Genomic DNA, 23,465 nt, shown 5'->3' on the forward strand with positions numbered 1-23,465 from the left:
TCGATGGCGACGGCGCGCGACACCACCGCGCGCCGGGCCAGTGCGCCGTCGAGCGCCTGCCAGGACAGGTCGTAGCGGACGTGCAGCCGGTCCAGCCGGTTGGCGGTCCGGTACGCCCAGGCGCCGACGACCGCCAGCACCGCGACCAAGACCGCGATGGCGACAATCAGCCACGTCATCAATTGGCCACCTCAACCTTGGCGCCTGACGCGGCGACCGTCTCGTACACCCGCATGATCTGGCTGGCCACCACCGACCAGTCGTAGCGCTGGACAGCGGCCGAACCGGCCGCCACGTAACGTTCCCGCAGCCCATCATCCTCTAGCACCGCGATCAGCGCATCGGCGAGCGCGTCGCCGTCGCCGACGGGCACCAGGCAGCCCACGTCACCGTTGCCCAGCACGCGGCGGAACGCGTCCAGGTCGCTGGCCACCACGGGGGTCCCGGCGGCCAGCGCCTCGACCAGGACGATGCCGAAGCTCTCCCCGCCGAGGTTGGGCGCGCAGTACACGTCGGCGCTGCGCATCGCCGAGGCCTTCCCGGCGTCGTCGACCTGGCCCAGAAACCGGATGCGGTCCACGAATTCGCCTGCCGCGACGCGCAATTGGTCCTCGTCGCCGCGACCGACGATGAGCAGCTGCACGTCCGCGAACCGCTCGACCAGCCTGGGCAGCGCTTCGAGCAGCACCGGCATGCCCTTGCGCGGCTCGTCGTAGCGGCCCAGGAACAGCACGGTCTTGCCGGCGCGCGGGTAGCCGTCCAGGCGTGGCGCGGAGGCGAAAGAGGCGACGTCGACGCCGTTGGGGATCTCCACGGCGTCGGTGCCCAGCGCCTCCATCTGCCAGCGGCGGGCCAGATCGGAGACCGCGATGCGGCCGACGATCTTCTCGTGCATCGGGCGCAGGATGCCCTGAAACACCGTCAGCGTCAGCGATTTGGTGGTCGAGGTGTGAAACGTCGCCACGATCGGGCCCTCGGCGATGTTGAGGGCCAGCATGGACAGGCTCGGCGCGTTGGGTTCGTGCAGATGCAGCACGTCGAAATCGCCTTCGGCGAGCCACTTTTTGACCTTGCGGTGGGTGGCCGGCCCGAACCGCAGCCGGGCCACGGACCCGTTGTAGGGGATCGGGACGGCCTTGCCGGCCGACACGACGTAGTCGGGCAGCTCGGCGTGCGGCGAGGACGGCGCGAGCACGCTGACGTCATGCCCCCGCTCGCGCATCACCTCGGCCAGTTGCAGAACGTGCGACTGCACCCCGCCCGGAACGTCGAACGAGTAGGGACAGACCATCCCGATCCGCATCAGGTGTCCTTGAGCCGGGCCTGCTTGGCTTCGGGGAGGTCGGCCAGCCACTGCGGCTGCATCATGTGCCAGTCCTCGGGGCGGGCGGCGATGTTCTTCTCGAAATGATCGGCCATCGCCTGGGTGATGGCGCTTACGTCGCCGCTGGTGCAGTCCAGCGGCGGGAGTATGGCGACGCCCCAGCCGCCGTCCTCGAACCAGCAGTGCGCCGGCAGCAGGTCCGCCCCGGTCGCGATCGCGAGCTTCGCCGGCCCCGCCGGCATCCGGGTGGGCTCGCCGAAGAAGTCCACCTGCACGCCGGTGCGGGTCAGGTCGCGCTCGGCCATCAGGCAGACCACCCGGTTGGCCCGCAGCCGGTCGCACAGCACGTCGAAGGGCGGCCGCTCGCCCCCGGACAGCGGCAGCACCTCGAATCCGAGGCGCTCGCGGTAGTCGATGAACCGCCGGTACAGCGACTCGGGTTTGAGGCGCTCGGCGACGGTGGTGAAGGTGCCGTGGGTCTGGGCCAGCCACACCCCGGCCATGTCCCAGTTGCCGCTGTGCGGCAACGCGATCACCGCGCCGCGACCGGCGGCCAGCGCCGCCTCGATGTGGTCTCGCCCCTGGACCGAGTCGTGCAGCTGGCGGCCCAGCACGGCCAGGTCCATCCCCGGCAGCCGGAACGCCTCGCGCCAGTAGCGGGCGTAGGAGGCCAGCGAGGCCCGCATCAGCGAGTCCGGCACGTCCTCGGGCGGCACGCGCAGCACGCGGGCCAGGTTCTTGCGCAGCTGGTCGGGGCCGCCGCCGCGCGCCGCGTAGCGAGCCCCGGCGTCAAAAACGTTGCGCGCGGCGAACTCCGGCATCGCCCGCACCGCCATCCAGCCCGACGCGTAGGCCCAGTCGGCGGCCATGTCGCCCGTCGGGCGGCCCACCATCCGGCTCGCCAGCTGGCGCACCCGACGGGGTTGTGCCCCAATCGTTTTCATGCCCGGTGGAGTGGGGATCACGGGCCGTCCGATCCCACCAGGCGGTCGGTCGCGCCCGGTGAGGTGCGCACCGCGTGCAGCCGCTGCGCGCAGGTGAGCAGGCTGGCCAGCGCCAGCACCCACATCGCGACGGGCAGCGCCGGCGGCCAGGCGACGAACGGGAAGTCCGACACGCCCGCGCCGACCAGCACGATGATCAGCCGCTCCGGGCGTTCGATCAGGCCGCCGTCGCCGCGCAGCCCGCTGGCTTCCGCACGCGCCTTGATGTAGGAGATCACCTGCGAGGTGACCAGGCAGATCAGCGTCGCCACCGCCAGCAGCTGGTCGTGCAGGCCGAAGACGATCCACCACAGCAGCCCGCAGAACACCGCGCCGTCGCTGACCCGGTCACAGGTGGCGTCGAGCACCGCGCCGAATCGGGTGCCCCCGCCGCGTTCCCGCGCCATCGCCCCGTCGAGCATGTCGAAGAGGACGAAGAACCAGACCACCAGCGTTCCGATGAACAGCTTGCCCATCGGGAACAGCGTCAGCGCACCGGCCACCGCGATGACGGTGCCCAGCACGGTCACGACGTCGGGGGTCAATCCCAGCCGCAGGCACGCCCGTGCGGTCGGGGTGGTCAGCCGCGCGAACGCCGCCCGCGACAGGAACGGCACCTTACTCATTGGCGCCGCTCCTCAGCATCGCTACGCTCTGCATTGTCGCCGGCGCAGCTCATGGTTGTTTCGTCCACTCCGTGGCCAGCAGCTGACGCGTCTCGCGCAGCAATTGCGGGATCACCTTGGACCCACCGATGATGGTGATGAAATTCGCGTCGCCACCCCAGCGCGGCACCACGTGCACGTGCAGGTGTTCGGCGAGCGAACCGCCCGCCGACGTCCCCAGGTTCAGGCCGACGTTGAAACCGTGCGGCCGCGACACGTTCTTGATGACGCGAATCGCCTTCTGAATGAAGGACATCAGCTCCGCGCTTTCCGGATCGGTCAGGTCTTCGAGTTCGGACACCCGCCGATAGGGCACCACCATCAGGTGTCCGGGGTTATAGGGGTAGAGGTTGAGGACGGCGTAGACGAGTTCGCCGCGGGCGACCACCAGGCCGTCTTCGTCGGTGAGGTGGGGAATGTCGCTGAACGGCTGCTCGCTCTTGCTCTTGGGGTCGCGCTTCATCGGCGCCTCGGCCAGATAGGTCATCCGGTACGGCGTCCACAGCCGCTGCAGGTGGTCCTGCTCGCCGACACCCCGGTCCAGGATGGTGTCGTCGGCGCCCTGCTCGGCCGGCTGGCGATCACTCACAGTCACTCACCACTTGACACTTTCACGAGGTCGGCTGTGGGCACGGAATTCTCACGATCGGCGATCCACTTCACGATCGCGTCGACCGCCCCGTCGCGGGGCACGCCGTTGATCTGGGTGCGGTCACCGAAACGGAAGCTGACGGCGCCGGCCGCCACGTCGCGGTCACCGGCCAGCAGCATGAACGGCACCCGCTGATTGGTGTGGTGGACGATCTTCTTGGCCATCCGGTCGTCGCTGGTATCGACCTCGACCCGCACGCCGTGCGACTTCAGTTGCGCGGCAACGCTTTGCAGGTATTCCACGTGCTCGTCGGCGACCGGGATGCCCACCGCCTGCACCGGGGCCAGCCACGCCGGGAACGCCCCCGCGTAGTGCTCGGTGAGGATGCCGAAGAACCGCTCGATCGAGCCGAACAGCGCCCGGTGGATCAGCACCGGCCGCTGCCGCGACCCGTCGGACGCGGTGTATTCCAACTCGAACCGGTCGGGCATGTTGAAGTCGAGCTGGATGGTCGACATCTGCCAGCTGCGGCCCAGCGCGTCCTTGACCTGCACCGAGATCTTCGGGCCGTAGAACGCCGCACCGCCGGGATCGGGGACGAAATGCAACCCGGAGGCCACGGCGACCTCCCGCAGCACCTCGGTGGCCTCGTCCCACATCTCGTCGGAGCCCGAGTACTTCTCCGGGTCCTTGGTGGACAGCTCCAGGTAGAAGTCGTTGAGCCCGTAGTCGGCCAGCAAATCGAGCACGAAGCGCAGCAGCGAGGTCAGCTCGTCGCGCATCTGTTCGCGCGTGCAGTAGATGTGGGCGTCGTCCTGCGTCATGCCGCGCACCCGGGTCAGGCCGTGCACCACGCCGGACTTCTCGTAGCGGTACACGCTGCCGAACTCGAAGAGCCGCAACGGAAGCTCGCGATAGGAGCGACCGCGTGACCGGTAGATCAGGTGGTGCATCGGGCAGTTCATCGGCTTGAGGTAGTAGTCCTGCCCGGGCTTGCGCACCGTGCCGTCCTCGTTGAACTCCGCGTCCAGGTGCATCGGCGGGTACATGCCGTCGGCGTACCACTCGAGGTGGCCCGACGTGATGTAGAGCTGCTCCTTGGTGATGTGCGGGGTGTTGACGAACTCGTAGCCGGCCTCGATGTGCTTGCGCCGCGAGTACTCCTCGAGCTCGCGACGGATGATGCCGCCCTTGGGGTGGAAAACCGCCAGGCCGGAACCGATTTCGTCGGGGAAGCTGAACAGGTCGAGCTCGCTGCCCAGCTTGCGGTGGTCGCGGCGCTGGGCCTCTTCGATCAGCTCGAGGTAGGCATCCAGCGCCTCCTGGGACTCCCAGGCGGTGCCGTAGATGCGTTGCAGGCTGGCGTTGCTCTGGTCGCCGCGCCAATAGGCCGCCGAGCTTCGGGTCAGCTTGAACGCCGGGATGTGCTTGGTCGTCGGGATGTGCGGACCGCGGCACAGGTCACCCCAAACCCGTTGCCGGGTACGGGGATTGAGGTTGTCGTAGGCGGTGAGTTCGTCGCCGCCGACCTCCATGATGTCGGGGTCGCCGGATTTGTCGTCCACGAGTTCGAGCTTGTACGGCTCGTTGGCCAGCTCGGCGCGCGCCTGCTCTTTGGACTCATACACGCGCCGCTCGAACAGCTGGCCCTCTTTGACGATCTGACGCATCCGCTTTTCCAGCTTGGCCAGGTCTTCGGGCGTGAACGGCTCCGGCACGTCGAAGTCGTAGTAGAAGCCGTCGGTGATCGGCGGGCCGATGCCCAGCTTGGCTTGCGGGAACAGCTCCTGCACGGCCTGGGCCAACACGTGCGCGGCCGAATGCCGGATGACGCTGCGGCCCTCGTCGGTGTTGGCGGCCACCGGGACCACCTCGGCGTCGGCGTCGGGCGCCCAGCTCAGGTCGCGCAGCTTTCCCGAGTCGTCGCGCACCACCACGATCGCGTCGGGTGTGCCCCGCCTCGGCAGTCCCGCCTCGCCGACCGCGGCGGCCGCGGTGGTCCCGGCCGGCACCCGGATCGGGGCTGGCGGGACGTCGTGGGCGGGGGCGCTCATGAGGCTGGTTCTCCAAGGTTGGTGGTGTGAGGAGTCGATCGCTGCCATGCTATCGGGGCCGACCCCGCTCAGGGCTGGCCAGGCTTGAGCCGCACGAACAGCGCGTCGGCTTCGGTCAGCAACCGATCGCCGTCGGTCAGCCGTCCCGAGACGAAGATCTTGCGCCCGTCCACCCGGTCGATGCCCGCGTCGAACTGCAGTTCCTTTTCGATCGGGACGATGTGGCGGTAGTCGATCTTGAGGTAGGCGGTGCGCTGGCGCGGGTTGCCGGTGAGCACCGAGGCCGACAGCCCGAGGATCGAGTCGAACAGCATGCCCAGCGCGCCGCCGTGCACGGCCCCGTTGCGGCCCAGATGGAACCGGGCGAAGCGGGCCTGGCCGTGGATGCGGCCGTCCTCACCCTTGTGGGCCGACATCGGGATGGTCAGGATGTTGCCGCGCATCGGCAGGTCCATCCGCCGGCCCGACGGGGACGCCCACTCGTCGGCGTCGTACGGCGCCAGCAGGGCCGACGCCTTCTCCAGCAGGTCAGCGGCCTCGGTGATCACCTCGTCGGGGGCGTCGGCGGCCCGGGCGCGGTCCTGCACCGAGCGCACGGCGTCGATGAACCTGCCGTAGTCGGGCCCGCCCTTGGTCGTCGGTTCGGGCGGATTGAACCCGCCGCCGGGGTGTCGGTGATGTTCGGCCACCACCACACCGTATTGCCCGGCGGGCGGGCCGAAGCGCGCCGGTTAGGCCGGCTGCTGAGCCCCGGCGGCCGCCAGCGTCTCGAACTCCTCATCGGATAGCTCGATCTCGGCGGCGGCGACGTTCTCCTCCACATGCGCGACCTTGGAGGTCCCCGGGATCGGCACCATCACGGGCGAGCGTTTCAGCAGCCACGCCAAGGCCAACTGCGACGGCGACGCGTCGTGGTCGGCGGCGATGCGCTGCAGCGGGCCGTCGGCGGCCGCGAGCGGTCCCGCGGCCAGCGGGAACCACGGGATGAACCCGATGCCCTGCTTGGTCGCCGCCTCCAGCAGCGGCTCGGCACTGCGGGCCGTCAGGTTGTACATGTTCTGCACCGACACGATCTCGGTGACGCGCAGGGCCGCGTTGAGCTGGTCGACGTCGATCTCCGACAGGCCGATGTGGCGGATCTTGCCCTCGTTCTTCAGCGTGAGCAGCTCACCCACCTGGTCTTCCAGCGGGAAGTTCGCGTCGACGCGGTGCAACTGGAACAGGTCGATGGTGTCCACGCCCAGCCGGCGCAGGCTCATCTCGCACTCCTGGCGCAGGTAACTCGGATTGCCCAGCGGGATCCAGATGTCCGGGCCGGTGCGCAGCAGGCCCGCCTTGGTCGCAATCACCAGGCCGTCGTAGGGATGCAACGCCTCGCGAATGATCTCCTCGGAAAAGTAGGGGCCGTAGGAGTCGGCGGTGTCGATGAAGTTCACCCCCAGCTCGACGGCCCGGCGCAGCACCCGGACGCATTCGTCGCGGTCTTCGGGCGGGCCCCAGACGCCCTTGGCGGTCAGGCGCATGGCGCCGAAGCCGAGTCGGTTGACGGTCAAATCGCCGCCGAAGGTGAAGGTTCCGGATGCCCCTGCAACAGTTTTCGAGTTTTCTGCGGTCACACCTTTAGACCGTACGCGCCGAATGTCACCGCGCATCCCGGCGTGGCAAGCTGGGCACGTGGACCTACGAGCGCTCGAGGAACTCCCCCTGACCTACTCCGAAGTGGGGGCGACCGCGGGCGGCGAGCTGCCCGCCGGATACGACCATCAGCACGCCGAGCGCCAAATCGGCACGGGCCAACAGCGTTTCGAGCAGGCCGCCGCCGCCGTCATGCGCTGGGGCATGCAGCGCGGATCCGGGCTGCGCGTGCAGGCCAGCTCCGAGGTCGCCGTCGTCGACGCGGTAGTGGTGGTGAAAATGGGCTTTCTGCCCGCGCCCTGCCGCGTCGTCTACGTCGTCGACGAACCCCACATCCGCGGCTTCGGCTACGGCACCCTGCCGGGCCATCCGGAGTCCGGCGAGGAACGCTTCGTGGTGCGGCGCGACCCCGTCACCTCGGCGGTGTACGCCGAGGTGACGGCCTTCTCCCGGCCCGCGACCTGGTGGAGCAAGGCCGGCGGGCCGGTGGTGAAGGTCGGTCAGCGCCTCATCGCCAGGCGCTACCTGCGGGCGGTGTGACCGTCATCGGGTGGCGACGCCGCCCCCGATTCCGGCCCCGGTGCCGCGGCCGATGACGCCCGTGTGCACGCCCTGCGCCAGCCGGGCCAGCGCGACGGCGCCGACGAGCAGGCCGAAGTCGCGCAGCGCGACGTCGTAGAAGCCGGGCCCGCTAACCAGGTCGATGATGATGCCCGCCAGCCACGCCGCGACCACCCAGGCGCCGATCCGCGGGGCCACCGCGACCAGCACCCCGGCCACGATCTCGATGACCCCGACCAGATACATGCACTGATCGGCCGTGCCGGGCACGAGATCATCGATCCACCCGGCCAGGTACATGCTCCAGTGATGCGGGTGGGTCAGCAGGTTGAAGAACTTGTCCAGCCCGAAAACGATGGGCGCGACCGTGAATACGGCGCGCAGCGCGAAATACGCCGAGTAGGCCGGATCCCGCAGCTGATCGGCCAGGGCGGGGGTGGCGCTGGCGTGGTTGGTGCTCATGGCAGCCTCCGTTTCTAACAGATGATATTTCGTACGTTAGATTGGGTAGACTGTAGCGTCAAGCATTTTGTCTGTTAGAAATGGCGGTCGGATGGACGACGCGGACGCCCTGCAGCGCGACGCCGCCGGCATCGGCGCACTCGCCGATCCGGTGCGCCGGCGGCTGTATCAGTACGTGTGCGCCCAACCCGGGCTCGTGGGCCGCGACCAGGCGGCCGACGCCGTCGGGATCCCCCACCACCAGGCCAAGTTCCACCTGGACCGGCTCACCGCCGAGGGCCTGCTGGAAACCGATTACGCCCGCCTGACCGGCCGCTCGGGGCCCGGCGCCGGACGGACCTCCAAGCTGTATCGCCGCGCGCGCCGCGACATCGCGGTCAGCCTTCCGCACCGCGAATACGAGCTGGCCGGGCGCCTGATGGCGACGGCCATCGCCCGGTCGGCCGACACCGGGGAACCGGTCACCGACGTCCTCGACCGCGTCGCCCGCGAGTACGGCCGGTCGATCGGCGCCGGCAAGCGCCCGCCGGCCGACGCCGAGGCCGCGCTGCGGCGCGCGGTCGGATTGCTCAGCCGGTACGGCTACGAGCCGCGCTTTTCCGACAGCGAGGTCGAGCTCGCCAACTGCCCGTTCCACGCGCTGGCCCAGGAGCAGACGGAGCTGGCCTGCAACATGAACCACGCGCTGATCAGCGGCTTGGCCGATGCGCTCGCACCGCACGGCCCCGACGCCCGGCTCTGCCCGGGGCGGGACCGGTGTTGCGTGGTGCTCACGCCCGCCGGCCGGTAGACCCCCAGCGGGCCAGCAATTCTTCGGCCCCCGTACACATCTCGTCGACGACGTCGGCCACCGAGGCCTCGTCGCGGATCATCCCGACGCCCTGGCCGGCATCCACGGGTGCGATCCGCGTGTCCCCGGCGCTGATCGCGGCGGCCAGCTCGTCGCAGGCGCCGGCGTCCAGCGCCTCCTCGTGGCCCGTCCAGTGCTCGACGAAATCGTTGGCCAACACCCGCGACGGGAAGCGCGCCGGCCAGGGCAGCCCCTTGGCCACGTCGAAGACCCGGGTGACGGCGGTGTCTGTTTCGCCGGCGGTGACCAGGGCCCGGCGGCCCGCGTCGCCGGTGAGCGCTTCCGGACATGCCGACAATCGGGTGCCGACCCACGCACCGCTGGCCCCGGCGGCCAGCACCGCGGCCAGGCTGCGCCCCGAAGCGACCCCGCCGCCGGCCAGCACCGGCACCGAGACGGCGTCCAACACCGCGTCCAGCAGCGGCAGCAGGCCCAGCTTGTCCTCGCCGTGCCCGCCGCCCTCGGAGCCGCGCGCGACCAGGATGTCGACGCCGGCATCGACGGCCCGGCGCGCCCCGTCGCTGTCGTAAACCTGTGTGACCGTAGGGATTCCGGCGTCGTGCGCCTTGGCGACCCACGACCATTCGGTGCCGAAGCTGACCGACAACAGCACGGGCCGGGCGGCCAGCGCGTCCTCGAGCAGGCCGGCCTCGTTGCGCATCACCCAGTCGACCAGCCCGATGCCGAACCGGCCCTGGACATGCGCGAGCTGCTCGGCCAGCAGCGTTCTGGTCGCGACGCTGCCCATGCCGACCATGCCGAGGCCGCCGGCCGCCGTCACCGCCGCGGCCAGGCGGCCGCCCGCGACGCCGCCCATCGGGGCGTTGACGATGGGAACCCGCAGTCCAAAGCTCGTTGACCAGGGCGTCGACAACATCGGCGGCTAGTGCTCCGACGGAATGGTCTTGAGCACGGTCAGCAGGACCACCGAATCCTCGACCGCGTGCAGGGCGTGCCGTTCGGGGGGAATCGCGACGTACTCACCGGCCTTGCCGTCCCAGGCGTCCCCGCCGGTCGTCAGGCGCACGTGGCCCTGCAGCACCTGCAGGGTCGCCTCACCCGGGCTGTCGTGTTCGGACAGGTCGTGACCGGCCAGCAGGGCCAGCACGGTCTGGCGCAGCTCGTGGGTGTGGCCGCCGTGGATGGTGTGGGCGGCGCGTCCGCTGTGCGATTGCTTGGCCTCGGCGATCTTTTCGGCCGAGAGGTCGGTCAGCGAAATGGAATCCATGTCGGTCCTTCGAAGTTGCAAGGCCCCGCCTGGGGCCTCAACGGGTTGGGAGTCAGCCGCTCAGTAGCAGTATCCCCGCCACCACGAGGGCGACCACCTTGACCGCCTCCAGCGCGACGTAGAAGTAGTGGGCCCGCGAGCGCGGCCCGTCCGACCCGGCGAGCACCCTGTCCGCACGGCGGGTCAGCGCGGGACGCACCGCGACCAGCTGGACGGCCAGCGCGGCAACGGCGACGGCCACGGCCACCGTGACGCCCGCCCGGGTGGGGCCGGCCACCACGATGGCCCCGATGACGAGCGCGAAAGCCACCTCGACGGTGTTGAGCGCGCGAAAGACCAACCGCCCGATGCCGAGTCCGATCTGCAGCGTCACATTGGGCGCCCGGAACTTCAGCGGGGCCTCCAGGAACGAGATGGCCAGCACCATGCCGAGCCAGACAAAGGTCAGCGCGACGGCAATCGCTGTGCCCGTGCTCATTTGGTGGCCCCTTGCAGCGTCAAATGGGCCAGACACAGGTCCGGCTCGACGAACGGGTCGAGCCGGTCCACCGAGACGGGCGCCCCCCAGGTCTCCATGGCTCCCTGCATGAGGCCCAGATGCACCGGGCACACGACGCTCGACCGGTTTTCGGCCAACTCCAGGAACGGGCAGTGCCGCAACCCGACCTGCTGCTGTCCGTTGCTCACGCGGCGTTCGGGCGCGAAGCCGAGTTCGTCGAGCACATCCATCAGATGAGCGATGGCCTGCTCGGCGCCGTCGCGCGACGGGTGCAGTTCGGCATTTATCTTCTGCCCCCACGCGCGGCCCGCGGCCAGGGCCTTGGGTCCGGGATCGCCCTCGGCGGCAAAGGCCGTCGCCAGGATCTCGGCCAGCAGCCGATAATGCCGCGTGCCGCCGCGATCCATCCGCCGGACCGCGCGGAACATCAGCGGCGGCCTGCCCGGTCCCTTGCGGCCCAACTCGACGAGTTCGGCCTGGCCGTCTGCGACCAGGCTGTCGAGATGGAAGCGCACGGTGTTGGGGTGCACGCCGAGCACGTCGGCGATTCCGGCGATGCTCATCGGATCCGGCGAGGCCCGCAACAGTCGGATGACGGCCCGCCGCCGGCCGGCCGATTCCCGGTCCGACGAGTCGTGGGACTTCTCCACCTTCAACGCGCCCCTCCCGCCTCTTGCCCGTTACGCCTCGGCAGTTGTGGGGTGGCCCGCCACCAGAGGTGTGTCGACACCGAGTGGACCGAGCTTGCCCGCCCCGCCCGGCGACCCCAGGGGCGCGTCGCGACCCGGCAGCGTCTCGGTGAAGAACGCCTCATTGTCGGCCAGGTACGGTTTGAGGTCCTCAGGCAGGTCATCTTCGTAGTAAATCGCTTCCACCGGACAAACCGGTTCACACGCGCCGCAATCGACGCATTCGTCGGGATGAATGTAGAGCGCCCGGCCGCCTTCGTAAATGCAATCCACCGGACATTCGTCGACGCAGGCGCGGTCCATCACATCGATGCATGGCTTCCCGATCACGTAGGTCATGCGCTAGAGTTTACACAACACTACTTGTAAAAACTAGAGCGGAGGTCGGAGAACCCATGGCCGCCAACGAACTTGACGTGCGCGAGCTGCGCAAGCCGGACAAGCATCCGACGATCTTCGCGACGTATGCCGCGCTGAAAGTCGGCGAATCCTTCGTGCTGGTCAATAACCACGACCCCAGGCACCTGCACGACGAGTTCGAGGCCGACTACCCGGGCGGCTACGACTGGGAGTACCTCGACACAGGACCCACCGTCTGGCGGATCCGGATCGGTAAACTCACCGACGCCCCACCCCCGGCGCTCCACGGCCACCTCGAGCTGGCGTTGGAGCCCCTGGAAAGCTCTGCACGGCAGGAGATCTGATGCCAGGACAACGAGCAGGTGCCGAACTCCCGCTACCGTCATCGGGGCGCGCCGACGACGCGGTTGCCGGCCACTGGCTGCTGGCCCGGCTCGGCAAACGCGTGCTGCGCCCCGGCGGCGTCGAGCTGACCCGCACCCTGCTGGCCCACGCGCGGCTGAGCGGGGCCGACGTCGTCGAGCTGGCACCCGGCCTGGGCCGCACCGCCACCGAGATCGTGGCGCGGGGGCCGCGGTCGTACGTCGGCGCCGAGGGCGACCCGGACGCGGCCAACGTGGTGCGCGGCGTGCTCAGCGATCTCGGTGCACAGAACGCCGCGGTCCGGGTCGCCGACGCGGCCGACACCGGATTGCCCGACGCCAGCGGCGATGTCGTGATCGGGGAGGCGATGCTGAGCATGCAGGGCGACGCGGCCAAGCGGGCCATCGTCGCGGAGGCGGCGCGGGTGTTGCGCCCGGGCGGCCGCTACGCGATCCACGAACTCGCCCTCACTCCCGACGATGTGCCCGAGGACGTCAGCACCGACATCCGCCACGCACTCGCCCGGGCGATCAAGGTCAACGCCCGGCCGTTGACGGTCGCGGAGTGGTCGAACCTGCTCGCCGAGCACGGGCTGGTGGTCGACCATGTGGCGACCGCGCCGATGGCGCTGCTGCATCCCCGCCGGCTGGTGTCCGACGAAGGTCTGCTCGGCGCGCTGCGATTCGCCCGCAACGTGCTCGTGCATCGCGACGCCCGCAAGCGCGTCCTGACCATGCGCCGCACGTTCCGCAAGCACCGCGAGCGGTTGGCCGCCGTCGCGATCGTCGCCCACAAACCGGCGCCCTCGAGCACCGCCTGACATAACACGGCTGCGACCTTCGCCTTTGCACCCCCGGGGACTTTGGGCCCGTTCCGCAATCTGTACGTGACGGTTTAGTGACGCCCCCTGACGTAACTTGGCTGCGGCAGTTGCGGGGAGAACAAAGGAGATTGCCGGCTATGGGTGTTACCTCACCGTTGTTGACCGAGTCCGACCTCGATGCGCTGGCGTCGGATTTCCTGCAGTCGCATTACCTCGGGGCGATCTATGCCGATTGGTCACCGGATCGACGGCTGGACGTGTTCCTGCGACGGCGCGGTCTCGCCCGGGTCGCCAACGACGGCGACCTGTCCCACAACGTTCTCGAGCGCATCATGGCCCGTGGCCGCGCCACGATGACGCGACAATGATCGGCCCGTTTTCTCCGTAGGCCCAGGTAGGCGATCCGATGACGAAAAACCTCAAAAAAACGCGATTTCGCGCGGCGAAAATACCGACCAACGCATTGGTACAGACGTACTATTGTGCCCTAGAGCTGAACACGCCGCCGGGGTCGGATGAGTCGTTGAGGCTAGCGGGGAGGGCACGATGAATTCACCGAAATGGATGGTTCATTGGCCGCAGCGCAGACCCTCGGCCACGATCTACCAGCTGACCGATCGGCTCCACAAGGGACACATCGCTCGGGTACCCGCGCACCAGATCACGACGACCGTGGCGGCGTGGCTGGCCGATCTGGGTGCCAACAGCCCGTTGGTCGACGAGCTCGAGCGCGCGGTGTGCGGTGGCGACTGGGCGGCCGCGCACGCGCTCAGTGAATGCTTGTCCATCGAGATCGCGGTGGCCGACTGAGAAGTCGTCCAGCAAAGCGCCGTTCTTAATCGACATTATTGCTGGTTTTCATCGACAGTTTTGTTGACGTATATCGACGTGCCCAACAGTAGCGGGCGTGTCCGACCTCCCGACACAAACGAAATATCTACAGGCCTCGCGGGGCCGCCGCGCGTCGCACCACGCCGGTGACGACCGCGAGCAGGCGATACTGGCCACCGCCGAGCGGCTGCTGCAAGAACGGCCGCTGGCCGACTTTTCCGTCGACGACCTAGCAAAAGGCGCCGGGATCTCGCGGCCCACCTTCTACTTCTATTTCCGGTCCAAAAACGCCGTCCTGCTCTCGCTGCTCGACCAGATGAACGGCAAGGCGCAGGCGGCGCTGGGGGCGCTCGACGTGGTGTCATCCGGTGACCCCGAGGCGATTTGGCGGGCGCGCATCGAATCGTTCTTCGAGGTCTCCGGATCGCACCGGGCGGTCGCCGTCGCGGGCGCGGCGGCCAAGGCGACCAACCCCGAGGTGCGGCAGCTGTGGTCGGCGCTGATGAGCAAGTGGATCGCCTACACCACGATCGCGATCAAGGCCGAGCGTGGCCGCGGCACCGCCCCCGACACCATCCCGGCCGCGGAATTGTCTGTGGCGCTGAACATGTTGAGCGAGCGGATGATGGCCGCGGCGTTCACCGCCGAGGATCAGGCCATCCCCGAAGACCGGGTGATCGACACCCTGCTGCACATCTGGCTGGCCAGCATCTATCAGCGCTGAGCGAGCGCCTTCGCCGCACGGCTCAGGCTCTCGTCGATCAGCCGGTCGGTGGCGCCGAAGTAGGTGGCGGACGGTTCCTTGCCCGCCAGGTCGGCGATCGCCCGCTGCTCCCCCAAAACATCTGCGGCGGCTAGGTTTTCGGCCATGCGCTGCGTGTGCACGGTCAGCCCGGCGAGCAGCTCGCCACTCTGGGAGGCCGCGACCAGGGCGCGCCGGCCCAGCGTACGCAGGGTGTCCCATTCGGCGTGCCACGCCCCGTCGGGCCGCTCGTCGTCGGTCAGCGCCGCGGCGGTGTGCAACGTCGCGGCCAACGGGGGTGCCGCGATGGCGGCGCGGCGGATCAGGATGGACAGCACCGGGTTTCGCTTGTGCGGCATCGACGACGAGCCACCGCGGCCGGCGGGTGTCGGCTCGCCGAGTTCGGCGATCTCCGGGCGGGCCAGGGTGACGACGTCGGAGGCGATGCGGCCCCAGCAGTCGGTGCAGCCGACGAAGGCGTCGGCCGCGGCGGTGACGGGTGCGCGGGCGGTGTGCCACCCGGGGCGGTCGGCCAGGCCCAATGCGGCCGCGGTGCTGTGTACCAGCCGCAGCGAGACACCGGCCGGGTCGGTCGTAGCGGTGAGCAACGCCGCCAGCTCCGTCGTCGCGGCCAATGTGCCTGCGGCGCCCCCGATCTGGACCGGCGTGGTCAGCGACGCCACTCGCTCGCACGCGTCCACGGTCCCGTTCAGCCAGCCGGCGGCCTTGGCGCCGAAGGTGGTGGGTGCGGCGTGCTGGGTGAGGGTGCGGGCCACCATGGGCGTGGCCCGATGCCGCGTGACGAGTTCGGACAGCGTGGAAATCTGTTGCATGAGTTGGGTCGTCAGGTCGTCGGCGGCCGCGCGCACGGCCAGCATCAGGCTGGTGTCCAGGACGTCCTGGCTGGTGAGCCCGCGGTGAATCCAGGGCGCGACGGCGGGTTCGGCCCGCTCTCGCAGCAGCTTCACCAGGGGTATGACCGGGTTGCCGCCGTCCTCGGCGCCGACCGCGATGGCCTCACAATCGTGCTGCGTCACCAGGTTCGACGGTTCCGTCGCCGCGCATGCGGCCGGAGCCAGGCCGGCGGTCACCAGGGCGCTCAGCCACGCGGATTCCGTCGCGAGCATCGCTTTCAGCAGGGCCTCGTCGGTCATGTGCTCGCCGGCGCGCTGGTCTCCGGGCCACAACAGGTTGGTCATCGCGCGCCTTCGGAGTACGCCAGGAACACGGTCTCCGCCGGGCCCTGCAGGTGGATGTCGAAACGGTAAGCGCCGCCGTGGTTTTCGGCGACGCTGAGCAAGGTGCGCCGGCGCTCGGGGGTGACCGCGGCCAGCAGCGGATCGGCGTCCGGGTCGGCGCCGGGCAGATAGGCGCGGGTGAACAGCCGGTCCAGCAATCCCCGCGCGAACACGGTGAGCGCGAAGAACGGCGGTCGCCCGGGGGCCGGCGGGCCGGGCGTCAGCGTGGTGAACGAGTACCTTCCGGCGGCGTCGGTCGCGCAGCGCCCCCATCCGGTGAACTGGGGTGGACGGCGCAGCGAACCGGCTTGGCGCGGAACGCATCCCGTGGTATCGGGCTGCCAAAGTTCCACCAGTGCGTCGGGAACGGCGACGCCGGCGCCGTCGTACACGGTGCCGTACAGCCGGATGGCCTGCGGGTGGCCGTCGTCGACCATCAGGTTGTCCCCCGGATACGGCAGTCCCAGGTCGAGGAAGGGGCCGACCGTTTGCCCTGGGGTGCACGACGATTCAGTCATGATCGTCCTCGGTCGGGGTGCGAGCACCGCCGGTCAGCACGATGTCCCACCGGTACCCGGTGGCGTATTCGGGCACGGTGAGCTCGTGGTCGTAGCGGGCGATCAGTCGTCGGCGTGCGGCGGGATCGAGGACCGACTGGAATATCGGGTCCAGCTCGAACATCGGGTCGCCGGGAAAGTACATCTGGGTCACCAGACGCTGCGTGAAAGCCGTTCCGAAGACGGAGAAATGGATGTGCGCGGGCCGCCAGGCGTTGTGGTGGTTGCGCCATGGGTACGGGCCGGGCTTGATGGTCAGGAACCGGTAGGTGCCGTCCGGCCCCGTCAGGCAGCGGCCCGCGCCGGTGAAGTTCGGGTCCAGTGGCGCCGGGTGCTGGTCGCGCTGGTGGCGGTAGCGCCCGGCGGCGTTGGCCTGCCAGATCTCGACCAGCTGGCCCGCCACCGCCCGGCCGGTGGAGTCGGTGACGCGTCCGGTGACGACGACGCGCTCCCCGATCGGCTCGTCGGCGTGACCGGCCGTCAGGTCGGCGTCGAGGGGGTCGACGTCCTGGTGGCCGAAGCAGGGTGCCCAGCGCTCGACGCCCTCGGGATCGACGACGACCAGGGGTTGGTTCGGGTGGCGCAGCACGGTGCTGCGGTACGGCGGATAGTCGAGGCGCGGCTGCCCGAGTGACCCCGCTTGCGCGGCGGCCCCCTGGTATTGCGCTGCGATGCGGGCGATCTCCGCCGTGATGTCGGCCTGAGAAGCGACACGCTCGGCGTCCATGTGCCGTGAGGCTACTCTCGGTGGCCCCCCGAATCCCGCAAGCGGGCGATGTCGTCGGGGCAGACGTTAGAGGGCGCGCACCAATGCCGCGCGGCCCTTGGTCCGCAGGCGGTGCAGGGCCGAGCCGCGGTATTGCTCGATCTTGGCGGCCATCTTGTCGCCCAGCTCCTCGAGCTCCGCGTCGGTGATCTGCACCTCCGGCGGAGCCGGGATCATGTCGCGTTCCTCTTCGTCGGCGTGCGCCTCCAGGACGGTCTTGAACGAGTTCCACTCGTCTTCGTAGCCGGGCGCGCTCTGCGGGGTCTTAAGCAGCACCGAAAGCTGGTCGACCACCTGGCGGTGCTCGGCGTGGGCGATCGCGATCAGCTTGCTGGCATCCTTGAGCGCCGGGTAGTACAGGTCGTCCTCGATGCGGAAGTGAATGTCGAGTTCGATCAGCAGGTCATCGAAAAGGGCATGCCGCTCTTCGGAATTCACCGGTGCGTCGCTGATCTTGCGGCCGAGGCCCTTGATCACGATGTGGTGTTCTTTCAACACGTCGTAGGCGTTCAATTGGCTCCTCCTTTTGCGATTCCTACCGCGCCGCCGGGAGCGGGCTGCTGCTCGCCGCGGACTTCGACCACTCCGTCGACCAACCGGGCCTCGTAGCACGGCAGCGGCGCCGCGGCCGGACCGCGCACCACCTCGCCGGACTCGGCCGCGAACCATGAACCGTGCCAGGGGCACACCAACCGGCCCCGGTCCAGCCAGCCGTCGGCCATCGGCGCTGCCAGGTGCGGACAGAATTCGCCGTACGCCGCCACCTCACCGGGCTTGGTCTGGCAGACCACCAGGCCCACTCCGTCGACCTCGACGCGCACCGGTTTGCCGTTCAACGAACTCGCCGGCAGCACCGGCGTCCAGGTCGGGGTGCGCAGCCGCGGACCGGACTGGTCGATGCCGATCCCGGACTCGAAGACCAGCGCGCCACCGAGGTAGCTGCCGGCCACGGTGATGCCGTAGCCCAGGGCGGTGAGCACGATGCCGCGTCCGTGGCGCCCCTTGCGCCGGTCCCACCAGGACTGCATGTACAGCGCGGTGGCGGCCAGGTTCACGAGGCCGTGCACCGCCCCGACCCGGCGGTCCTCCTCGTGGGTGTGCTGCCAGTCGGTGACACCGGTGACGGCCGAGCCGAGGCTGGCCAGGATGCCCACCCCCAGCGCGCGCGAGGCGAATCGGGAGGCGTCGACGACCTCCGACGCCGGCTGGCCGGGCAGGATGCTGAGCGCGTCGAGCGCCACCGTCGTCCCCAGGGCGCCGCTGGTCAGCGACGCCAGCGGCGGGTGCACCGGGTGCCCCAGCCAGACGCCGTTGAGCGCGTTGGTGACGGTGTTGCGGGCGCCGCCCAGCCCGTTGTAGGCGAAGCTGAGCAGGTGCTCGAACCGATAGCTCGGCCGGTCGATCCACTCCTGGCGCCCGATAGCGGCCAGAACCTTCGATCCGACCTGCTGCAATCGACCCCCTCGTGGCCGACCCACCATGGCACCAGTTCCTTCCTCAGATCCGTGGAAAACAACGGTTAATAACCGCAAAACCAGATGATTACCCATTGTTTACGCCGCGCTCACGGGCGCGGAGTGGCTGTCGTGAACCACCGTAGCCGCGGCGTTGCGCCGTGTAGTTGTGTGCAACCTGTGAATTGGCACCAAGCATTCTTGTAGAACGCTGATGACGCGGCCGTCTGGTGATTGACCGGCGCCCTCGACTGCGAGACTCTACTTAGCGGAGAGTGTTTCTGTAGAACAGAGAGACGTGGGATGGCCGACCAGAGCGCCGACGTGGCCGAGGTGTTCGAGAACGTGCGCCGGGGGATGATCCCCGCGCACATCTACAACGACCCCGAGCTGTTCGCGCTGGAGAAGCAGCGGCTGTTCAGCCGGGCGTGGACGTTCGTGGGGCACGAATCGGAGATCCCGCAGGACGGGGACTACGTGGTGCGTCGCGTGCTCGACGACTCGTTCGTCATCACCCGCGATTCCGACGGCACGGTGCGGGCGCTGTTCAATATGTGCCTGCACCGCGGAATGCAGGTCTGCCGCGCGGAGATGGGCAACGCCTCCAACTTCCGCTGCCCCTACCACGGCTGGACCTACCGCAACGACGGCCGGCTCACCGGGTTGCCGTTCCACCGGGAGGCCTACGGCGGCGACGAGGGATTCGCCAAGGGGCAAACCCTTTTGCCCGCACCGAATTTCGCCAGCTACAACGGACTGCTGTTCATCAGCCTGGATCGAGATGCCGAACCGCTGGAAGAGTTCCTCGGCGACTTCAAGTTCTATCTGGACTACTACACCAAGCAAAGCGCCGGGGGCGTCGAGGTGCGCGGGCCGCAACGCTGGCGCATCAAGGCCAACTGGAAGATCGGCGCGGAGAACTTCGCCGGCGACATGTACCACACCCCGCACACCCACGCGTCCATCGTGGACATCGGGCTGTTTCGCGAGCCGAAAGCGCAGAAGCGCAAGGACGGCGCCACCTATTGGGCCCACCGCGGCGGCGGCACCACCTACAAACTCCCGCCGGGCGGCTTCGAGGAGCGGATGCGCTACGTCGGCTACCCCGACGACATGATCGGCCGCATCAAGGACGTGTGGACACCGCAACAACAACGGGTGGTCGGCGAGGACGGATTCATGATCTCGGCCGCCACCTGCTTTCCGAACCTCAGCTTCGTGCACAACTGGCCCAAGGTGCATGACCGGGAAGATCAAGTGCTGCCGTTCATCTCGATCCGGTTGTGGCAGCCGGTCAGCGCGAACGAGACCGAGGTGTGCTCGTGGTTCGCGGTGGACTCCGCCGCTCCCCCGCAGTACAAACAGGACTCGTACAAGGCGTATCTGATGTGCTTCGGGTCGACCGGCATGTTCGAACAGGACGACGTGGAGAACTGGGTGTCGCTGACCACCACGGCGGGCGGTTCCATGGCGCGGCGGCTGCTGCTGAACAGCCGGATGGGCCTGCTCGCCGACGACCGCCCGGTCATCGACCCGTTGGCGCCCAGCGCATTCCACGGGCCCGGTCGCGCGCAGGTCGGCTACAACGAGCACAATCAGCGGGCGTTGCTGAACATGTGGGCCGACTATCTGCAGCGGGTGCCGGCATGACAAAACCCTTGCCATTCAACGATCTTCGCCATCTCGAGGCGCATCAGTTCCTGGTGGACGAGGCATACCTGCTCGACGCCCAGCGGTACGAGGCGTGGCTGGACACCCTGACCGACGACATCCGCTACATCATGCCGGTGCGCGTCACGACCGCGCGCGGCGCCGGGTTCGACACCTCACCCGGCATGGACCATTTCGACGAGGACAAATACTCGCTGAGCCAGCGGGTCGCGCGCATGGGCACCGAGCACGTGTGGGCCGAGGACCCGCCGTCGCGGCTGCGCCATTTCATCACCAACGTGCGCACCTTCGCCGGCGACGACGACGCGCACCTGGTCGTCGAATCGGCCGAGCTGCTATTCCGCAGCCGGGGCGACGTCAACGACGGCGCCCTGCTGTCGTGCGGGCGCGAGGACGTGTTGCGCCGGTGCGGCGATCGCTGGAAACTGGCCCGGCGCAAGATCATCGCCGACGAGTCGGTGCTACGGATGCAGAACCTGGCGGTGTTCCTATGAGCGACGAGCTGCAGCGGCTACTGGACGGCGCGGTCGGCGAACCGATCAGCGTCGCAAACGAATTCACCGAGGTCGTGGTGCGCCGGGTCGAGACCCGCAACGGGTCGCGGCTACTGATCAGCGCGCCCCGATCGGGCCAGTGGATCACCCTGGACGCGCTTGAAATCGAGGCACTGACCTGGCAGAATCCCCGTACCCTGGCTGCCATGGTCGGCAATGCCCATGCGCCACTGCTGCCCGACGACGGCGAACCGCAGCCGTGACCGCGTGGCTGGAGGGCAAACGCGCCCTGATCGTGGGCGCCGGTTCCGGGATCGGGCGGGCCGTGGTGGCGGCCTTCGGCGCCGAGGGCGCGAATGTTGCCGTGCTGGAACGTGATCCAGACAAGTGCGACGCGCTGCGCCGGCAGTTGCCGCAGGTGCCGGTGATCGAGGGCGACGCCACCACCCACGAGGCCAACGACCGGGCCGTCGCCGCCGCGGTGGATACCTTCGGCGGGCTGGACACCCTGGTCAACTGCGTCGGCGTGTTCGACTTCTACCGCGGCGTGGGCGACATCGAGGCCGACGCGCTTTCCGATGCGTTCGACGAGATGTTTCGCACCAATGTGCTCAGCCATCTGCAGTCGGTCAAGGCGGCGATCCCGGCGCTGCGGGCCGCCCCGGGGTCCTCGATCGTGTTGACCGAGTCCGCGTCGTCGTTCTATCCCGGACGCGGCGGCGTGCTCTACGTGTCGTCGAAATTCGCTGTGCGGGGCCTGGTTTCGGCGTTGGCGCACGACCTTGCGCCGGAAATCCGAGTCAACGGGGTGGCGCCCGGCGGCACGCTGAACACCGACCTGCGCGGCCTGTCCAGCCTGGGGCTCGGCGCGACCCGGCTGGACGACAGCCCCGACCGGGCGAGCGAGATGGCCGCACGCACTCCCCTGCGCGTCGCGCTCACCGGCGAGGACCACGCGTGGAGTTACGTGTTCCTGGCATCCGACCGGTCCCGCGGCATCACCGGCGAAACCGTGCGGCCCGACGGCGGATTCGGGCTGGGCGCACTGCGATGACGAACCTGGATCGGCAGCGGGCCGTGGTGGCGCAGGGCTGCCGCGTCGCGGCGGCCCGCGGGCTGGTCGACGGCATCCTCGGGCACCTTAGCCTGCGGGTCGATGACGAGCGCCTGCTGGTGCGCTGCCGAAGCGATACCGACGCCGGGGTGGCGTTCACCCGCCTCAGCGACATCCGGCTCGTCACGTTCGACGGAACTGCCGGTGCCCCAGGCGAACTCGACGGGTATCGCGTCCCCAACGAATTGCCGATCCACGTCGAAACGATGCTGGCCGATCCGGGGCACGCGGCCGTCGCGCACCTGCACCCGCCGGACGTGGTCGCCGCCGACCTGGCCGGCATCACGATCCGGCCCATCTACGGCGCCTACGACATTCCCGGCGCGTGGCTGGCGCGCGGCGGCGTGCCCGTCTACGAACGCGCCGTGCTGATCCGGAATTCGCGCCTGGGCAAGGAGATGGTGGCGGCGATGCGCGGCCGCCCGGTGGTGATCTGCCGGGGGCACGGAATCACCAGCGCCGCCGTCACGGTGGCGCAGGCGGTGCTGCAGGCGATCAGCCTCGACGCGCTGGCCCGGATGTCGTTGCGGGTGCGCGCGGCCGGGGGCACGCTGCGCGACATCGACGACGCGGACTGGGACGACCTGCCGGACTTGGGGTCGGCATTCACCGCCGAGGCGGCCTGGCGGCACGAACTGGCGCGCCTGGGCGATCAGCAGCCGAGATGATCGCCAATCTCCTTGGCGGCAGCCGCAAGTGCGGCGGCCACCGTGGCATACCGGGAGGCGTCCAGCCGGTTTTGTGGCGCCGCGGCGTTGAGCGCGAGCCGTAGGCCGGGCGCGCGGGTGGGGATCGGCACGGCGACCGAGGCGACGCCTTCCTCGCTCTCTTCGGAGTTGGTGGCATAGCCGCGCTCGCGGATGCCGGAGAGCTCGGCTTCCAACTCGGTGCGGCTGCCGATCGAATGCGAGGTGATCCGCTCGAGTTGCTCGTCCGGCAGCAGCGCACGCAGCTCCGATGGCGACAACTGGGCCAGCATCACCTTGCCGGTCGACGTGCAATGGGCCGGCATGGCGCGGCCGAGCCGCGACGCCACCCGCACCGCGGCCGGCCCCTCGACGGCGGCGACGAATCGGACGCTGGCGCCGTCCAGCATTCCGACATGCACTGTCTCGCGCAGCTGTTCGGACAGGCTGCGCATGACGGGTGCGGCGGAGCGGGCGATGTCGATGCGGCCGAAGATTGCGAACGCCACCCCGGTCAACGACGGGCCGGGCAGGTACGCCTTGGACACCGGGTCTTGCCGGACGAACCCGCGGTAGGCGAGCATCGCCAGCAACCGATGCGCGGTGGACGACGCCACGCCCAGATAGCGGGTCGCCTCGCTCAACCGGATCTGGGGTTGCTCGCCCAGCAGCAGCAACAGCTTGAGCGCGTTGTCCACCGACTCGATCGGGTACTGCGGCGCAAGCGAATCGGCGACGGGGGCCGCCCCGGCGGCCCGGGCGTCCGGCTCACGCTTGTGTGGCATGGGTCCACGGTAACCAGTTATGGGCGCCGATTCGGGTTA

At 69.2% G+C, this 23,465-nt stretch carries 31 protein-coding genes and 1 pseudogene; 12 read left to right on the top strand and 20 right to left on the bottom strand.

The genetic code is table 11. The features are described 5' to 3' along the window. From DQP57_RS11775 to DQP57_RS11810, 8 genes and pseudogenes are all read right to left on the bottom strand, one after another. Positions 1 to 179: pseudogene (locus DQP57_RS11775) on the bottom strand (exopolyphosphatase); the annotation flags it as partial. Further along, positions 179 to 1,303, bottom strand: coding sequence for a glycosyltransferase family 4 protein (locus DQP57_RS11780; RefSeq protein WP_112633149.1), 1,125 nt, complete (start codon positions 1,301 to 1,303; stop codon positions 179 to 181). The gene DQP57_RS11780 and the pseudogene DQP57_RS11775, both read right to left, overlap by 1 nt. Then, on the bottom strand, positions 1,303 to 2,217 hold the full coding sequence (locus DQP57_RS11785; RefSeq protein ID WP_205869103.1) for a phosphatidylinositol mannoside acyltransferase: 915 nt from the start codon (positions 2,215 to 2,217) through the stop codon (positions 1,303 to 1,305). Before DQP57_RS11785 ends, DQP57_RS11780 begins: the two co-directional genes overlap by 1 nt. Positions 2,218 to 2,285: 68 nt before the next feature. After that, the gene (pgsA, locus tag DQP57_RS11790; RefSeq protein ID WP_112633151.1) at positions 2,286 to 2,933 is read right to left on the bottom strand and encodes a phosphatidylinositol phosphate synthase; all 648 of its coding nucleotides are present in this window, start codon (positions 2,931 to 2,933) and stop codon (positions 2,286 to 2,288) included. Positions 2,934 to 2,982: 49 nt separating this feature from the next. Continuing rightward, complete coding sequence (locus DQP57_RS11795) at positions 2,983 to 3,561, bottom strand: HIT family protein (protein WP_112633152.1); 579 nt, start codon at positions 3,559 to 3,561, stop codon at positions 2,983 to 2,985. Positions 3,562 to 3,563: 2 nt separating this feature from the next. Continuing rightward, a complete protein-coding gene (gene thrS / locus DQP57_RS11800) occupies positions 3,564 to 5,618 on the bottom strand; it encodes a threonine--tRNA ligase (protein ID WP_112633153.1) in 2,055 nt (684 codons plus the stop codon). Between the two features lie 68 nt (positions 5,619 to 5,686). After that, on the bottom strand, positions 5,687 to 6,313 hold the full coding sequence (locus DQP57_RS11805; RefSeq protein ID WP_112633154.1) for a PaaI family thioesterase: 627 nt from the start codon (positions 6,311 to 6,313) through the stop codon (positions 5,687 to 5,689). A gap of 36 nt (positions 6,314 to 6,349) precedes the next feature. After that, entirely contained in the window at positions 6,350 to 7,234 is an 885-nt protein-coding gene (locus DQP57_RS11810) for an aldo/keto reductase (protein ID WP_240631741.1), read from the bottom strand. A gap of 58 nt (positions 7,235 to 7,292) precedes the next feature. Between DQP57_RS11810 and DQP57_RS11815 the strand changes: the two genes are divergently transcribed. Beyond that, entirely contained in the window at positions 7,293 to 7,793 is a 501-nt protein-coding gene (locus DQP57_RS11815; RefSeq protein WP_112633156.1) for a DUF1990 family protein, read from the top strand. 3 nt (positions 7,794 to 7,796) lie between these two features. Here the strand turns inward: DQP57_RS11815 and DQP57_RS11820 are convergent, their stop codons facing one another. Beyond that, complete coding sequence (locus tag DQP57_RS11820) at positions 7,797 to 8,276, bottom strand: DoxX family membrane protein (protein WP_112633157.1); 480 nt, start codon at positions 8,274 to 8,276, stop codon at positions 7,797 to 7,799. 91 nt (positions 8,277 to 8,367) lie between these two features. Here DQP57_RS11820 and DQP57_RS11825 point away from each other — a divergent pair, with 91 nt between their 5' ends. Next, on the top strand, positions 8,368 to 9,066 hold the full coding sequence (locus DQP57_RS11825; RefSeq protein WP_112633158.1) for a helix-turn-helix transcriptional regulator: 699 nt from the start codon (positions 8,368 to 8,370) through the stop codon (positions 9,064 to 9,066). On the opposite strand, the gene DQP57_RS11830 is transcribed toward DQP57_RS11825, so the two are convergent. Genes DQP57_RS11830 through fdxA form a run of 5 tightly spaced genes read right to left on the bottom strand, consistent with a single transcriptional unit; the run spans position 9,047 to position 11,881 of the window. Next, positions 9,047 to 10,003 (bottom strand): NAD(P)H-dependent flavin oxidoreductase, encoded by a 957-nt coding sequence (locus DQP57_RS11830; protein ID WP_112633159.1) that lies wholly within the window; start codon positions 10,001 to 10,003, stop codon positions 9,047 to 9,049. The genes DQP57_RS11825 and DQP57_RS11830 overlap by 20 nt on opposite strands. 6 nt (positions 10,004 to 10,009) lie before the next feature. Continuing rightward, complete coding sequence (locus tag DQP57_RS11835; RefSeq protein WP_112633160.1) at positions 10,010 to 10,354, bottom strand: cupin domain-containing protein; 345 nt, start codon at positions 10,352 to 10,354, stop codon at positions 10,010 to 10,012. A gap of 52 nt (positions 10,355 to 10,406) precedes the next feature. Further along, a complete protein-coding gene (locus tag DQP57_RS11840; RefSeq protein WP_112633161.1) occupies positions 10,407 to 10,832 on the bottom strand; it encodes a hypothetical protein in 426 nt (141 codons plus the stop codon). Further along, entirely contained in the window at positions 10,829 to 11,509 is a 681-nt protein-coding gene (locus DQP57_RS11845) for a helix-turn-helix transcriptional regulator (protein ID WP_112633162.1), read from the bottom strand. The genes DQP57_RS11840 and DQP57_RS11845 overlap by 4 nt, the downstream gene beginning before the upstream one ends. Before the next feature lie 24 nt (positions 11,510 to 11,533). After that, positions 11,534 to 11,881: a ferredoxin gene (fdxA, locus tag DQP57_RS11850; RefSeq protein WP_112633163.1), complete on the bottom strand. Its 348-nt coding sequence runs from the start codon at positions 11,879 to 11,881 to the stop codon at positions 11,534 to 11,536. Between the two features lie 56 nt (positions 11,882 to 11,937). Here fdxA and DQP57_RS11855 point away from each other — a divergent pair, with 56 nt between their 5' ends. The 5 genes from DQP57_RS11855 (at position 11,938) to DQP57_RS11875 (ending at position 14,643) form a co-directional block, all read left to right on the top strand. After that, positions 11,938 to 12,246 carry a DUF2249 domain-containing protein gene (locus DQP57_RS11855; protein WP_112633164.1) on the top strand — a complete coding sequence of 103 codons (309 nt, stop codon included), beginning with the start codon at positions 11,938 to 11,940 and terminating at the stop codon, positions 12,244 to 12,246. Next, positions 12,246 to 13,085 carry a class I SAM-dependent methyltransferase gene (locus DQP57_RS11860; protein ID WP_112633165.1) on the top strand — a complete coding sequence of 280 codons (840 nt, stop codon included), beginning with the start codon at positions 12,246 to 12,248 and terminating at the stop codon, positions 13,083 to 13,085. The genes DQP57_RS11855 and DQP57_RS11860 overlap by 1 nt, the downstream gene beginning before the upstream one ends. Before the next feature lie 161 nt (positions 13,086 to 13,246). Beyond that, positions 13,247 to 13,456, top strand: a complete 210-nt coding sequence (locus DQP57_RS11865) for a hypothetical protein (RefSeq protein ID WP_205869104.1) — start codon at positions 13,247 to 13,249, stop codon at positions 13,454 to 13,456. A 178-nt stretch (positions 13,457 to 13,634) separates the two neighbouring features. Further along, entirely contained in the window at positions 13,635 to 13,898 is a 264-nt protein-coding gene (locus DQP57_RS11870; protein ID WP_112633167.1) for a hypothetical protein, read from the top strand. Positions 13,899 to 13,995: 97 nt separating this feature from the next. Then, the gene (locus DQP57_RS11875; protein WP_112633168.1) at positions 13,996 to 14,643 is read left to right on the top strand and encodes a TetR/AcrR family transcriptional regulator; all 648 of its coding nucleotides are present in this window, start codon (positions 13,996 to 13,998) and stop codon (positions 14,641 to 14,643) included. Here the strand turns inward: DQP57_RS11875 and DQP57_RS11880 are convergent. The 5 genes from DQP57_RS11880 to DQP57_RS11900 all read right to left on the bottom strand — a co-directional run bounded on the left by DQP57_RS11880 (position 14,634) and on the right by DQP57_RS11900 (position 18,703). Then, entirely contained in the window at positions 14,634 to 15,860 is a 1,227-nt protein-coding gene (locus tag DQP57_RS11880; protein WP_112633169.1) for a lyase family protein, read from the bottom strand. The two genes, DQP57_RS11875 and DQP57_RS11880, sit on opposite strands and share 10 nt — an antisense overlap. Beyond that, the gene (pcaG, locus tag DQP57_RS11885) at positions 15,857 to 16,417 is read right to left on the bottom strand and encodes a protocatechuate 3,4-dioxygenase subunit alpha (protein ID WP_112633170.1); all 561 of its coding nucleotides are present in this window, start codon (positions 16,415 to 16,417) and stop codon (positions 15,857 to 15,859) included. Before pcaG ends, DQP57_RS11880 begins: the two co-directional genes overlap by 4 nt. Beyond that, positions 16,410 to 17,183, bottom strand: coding sequence for a protocatechuate 3,4-dioxygenase subunit beta (gene pcaH / locus DQP57_RS11890; protein ID WP_112633171.1), 774 nt, complete (start codon positions 17,181 to 17,183; stop codon positions 16,410 to 16,412). Before pcaH ends, pcaG begins: the two co-directional genes overlap by 8 nt. Before the next feature lie 66 nt (positions 17,184 to 17,249). Then, the gene (locus DQP57_RS11895; protein WP_112633172.1) at positions 17,250 to 17,735 is read right to left on the bottom strand and encodes a hemerythrin domain-containing protein; all 486 of its coding nucleotides are present in this window, start codon (positions 17,733 to 17,735) and stop codon (positions 17,250 to 17,252) included. After that, positions 17,732 to 18,703: a Rieske 2Fe-2S domain-containing protein gene (locus DQP57_RS11900; RefSeq protein ID WP_112633173.1), complete on the bottom strand. Its 972-nt coding sequence runs from the start codon at positions 18,701 to 18,703 to the stop codon at positions 17,732 to 17,734. Before DQP57_RS11900 ends, DQP57_RS11895 begins: the two co-directional genes overlap by 4 nt. Before the next feature lie 276 nt (positions 18,704 to 18,979). Between DQP57_RS11900 and DQP57_RS11905 the strand changes: the two genes are divergently transcribed. The 5 genes from DQP57_RS11905 to DQP57_RS11925 are packed head-to-tail and all read left to right on the top strand — an operon-like array spanning position 18,980 to position 22,623. After that, the gene (locus DQP57_RS11905) at positions 18,980 to 20,326 is read left to right on the top strand and encodes an aromatic ring-hydroxylating dioxygenase subunit alpha (RefSeq protein WP_112633174.1); all 1,347 of its coding nucleotides are present in this window, start codon (positions 18,980 to 18,982) and stop codon (positions 20,324 to 20,326) included. Continuing rightward, positions 20,323 to 20,841 carry a 3-phenylpropionate/cinnamic acid dioxygenase subunit beta gene (locus DQP57_RS11910; protein WP_112633175.1) on the top strand — a complete coding sequence of 173 codons (519 nt, stop codon included), beginning with the start codon at positions 20,323 to 20,325 and terminating at the stop codon, positions 20,839 to 20,841. The genes DQP57_RS11905 and DQP57_RS11910 overlap by 4 nt, the downstream gene beginning before the upstream one ends. Further along, a complete protein-coding gene (locus DQP57_RS11915; protein WP_112633176.1) occupies positions 20,838 to 21,104 on the top strand; it encodes a dihydrodiol dehydrogenase in 267 nt (88 codons plus the stop codon). Before DQP57_RS11910 ends, DQP57_RS11915 begins: the two co-directional genes overlap by 4 nt. Next, positions 21,101 to 21,895: a 3-(cis-5,6-dihydroxycyclohexa-1,3-dien-1-yl)propanoate dehydrogenase gene (gene hcaB / locus DQP57_RS11920; RefSeq protein ID WP_112633177.1), complete on the top strand. Its 795-nt coding sequence runs from the start codon at positions 21,101 to 21,103 to the stop codon at positions 21,893 to 21,895. Before DQP57_RS11915 ends, hcaB begins: the two co-directional genes overlap by 4 nt. Continuing rightward, positions 21,892 to 22,623, top strand: coding sequence for a class II aldolase/adducin family protein (locus DQP57_RS11925; RefSeq protein WP_112633178.1), 732 nt, complete (start codon positions 21,892 to 21,894; stop codon positions 22,621 to 22,623). The genes hcaB and DQP57_RS11925 overlap by 4 nt, the downstream gene beginning before the upstream one ends. On the opposite strand, the gene DQP57_RS11930 is transcribed toward DQP57_RS11925, so the two are convergent. Further along, positions 22,608 to 23,426 (bottom strand): IclR family transcriptional regulator, encoded by an 819-nt coding sequence (locus DQP57_RS11930; RefSeq protein WP_112633179.1) that lies wholly within the window; start codon positions 23,424 to 23,426, stop codon positions 22,608 to 22,610. The two genes, DQP57_RS11925 and DQP57_RS11930, sit on opposite strands and share 16 nt — an antisense overlap. Positions 23,427 to 23,465 lie beyond the last annotated feature (39 nt).

Source organism: Mycobacterium colombiense (assembly GCF_003284935.1).
GTDB classification, from domain to species: domain Bacteria; phylum Actinomycetota; class Actinomycetes; order Mycobacteriales; family Mycobacteriaceae; genus Mycobacterium; species Mycobacterium arosiense_A.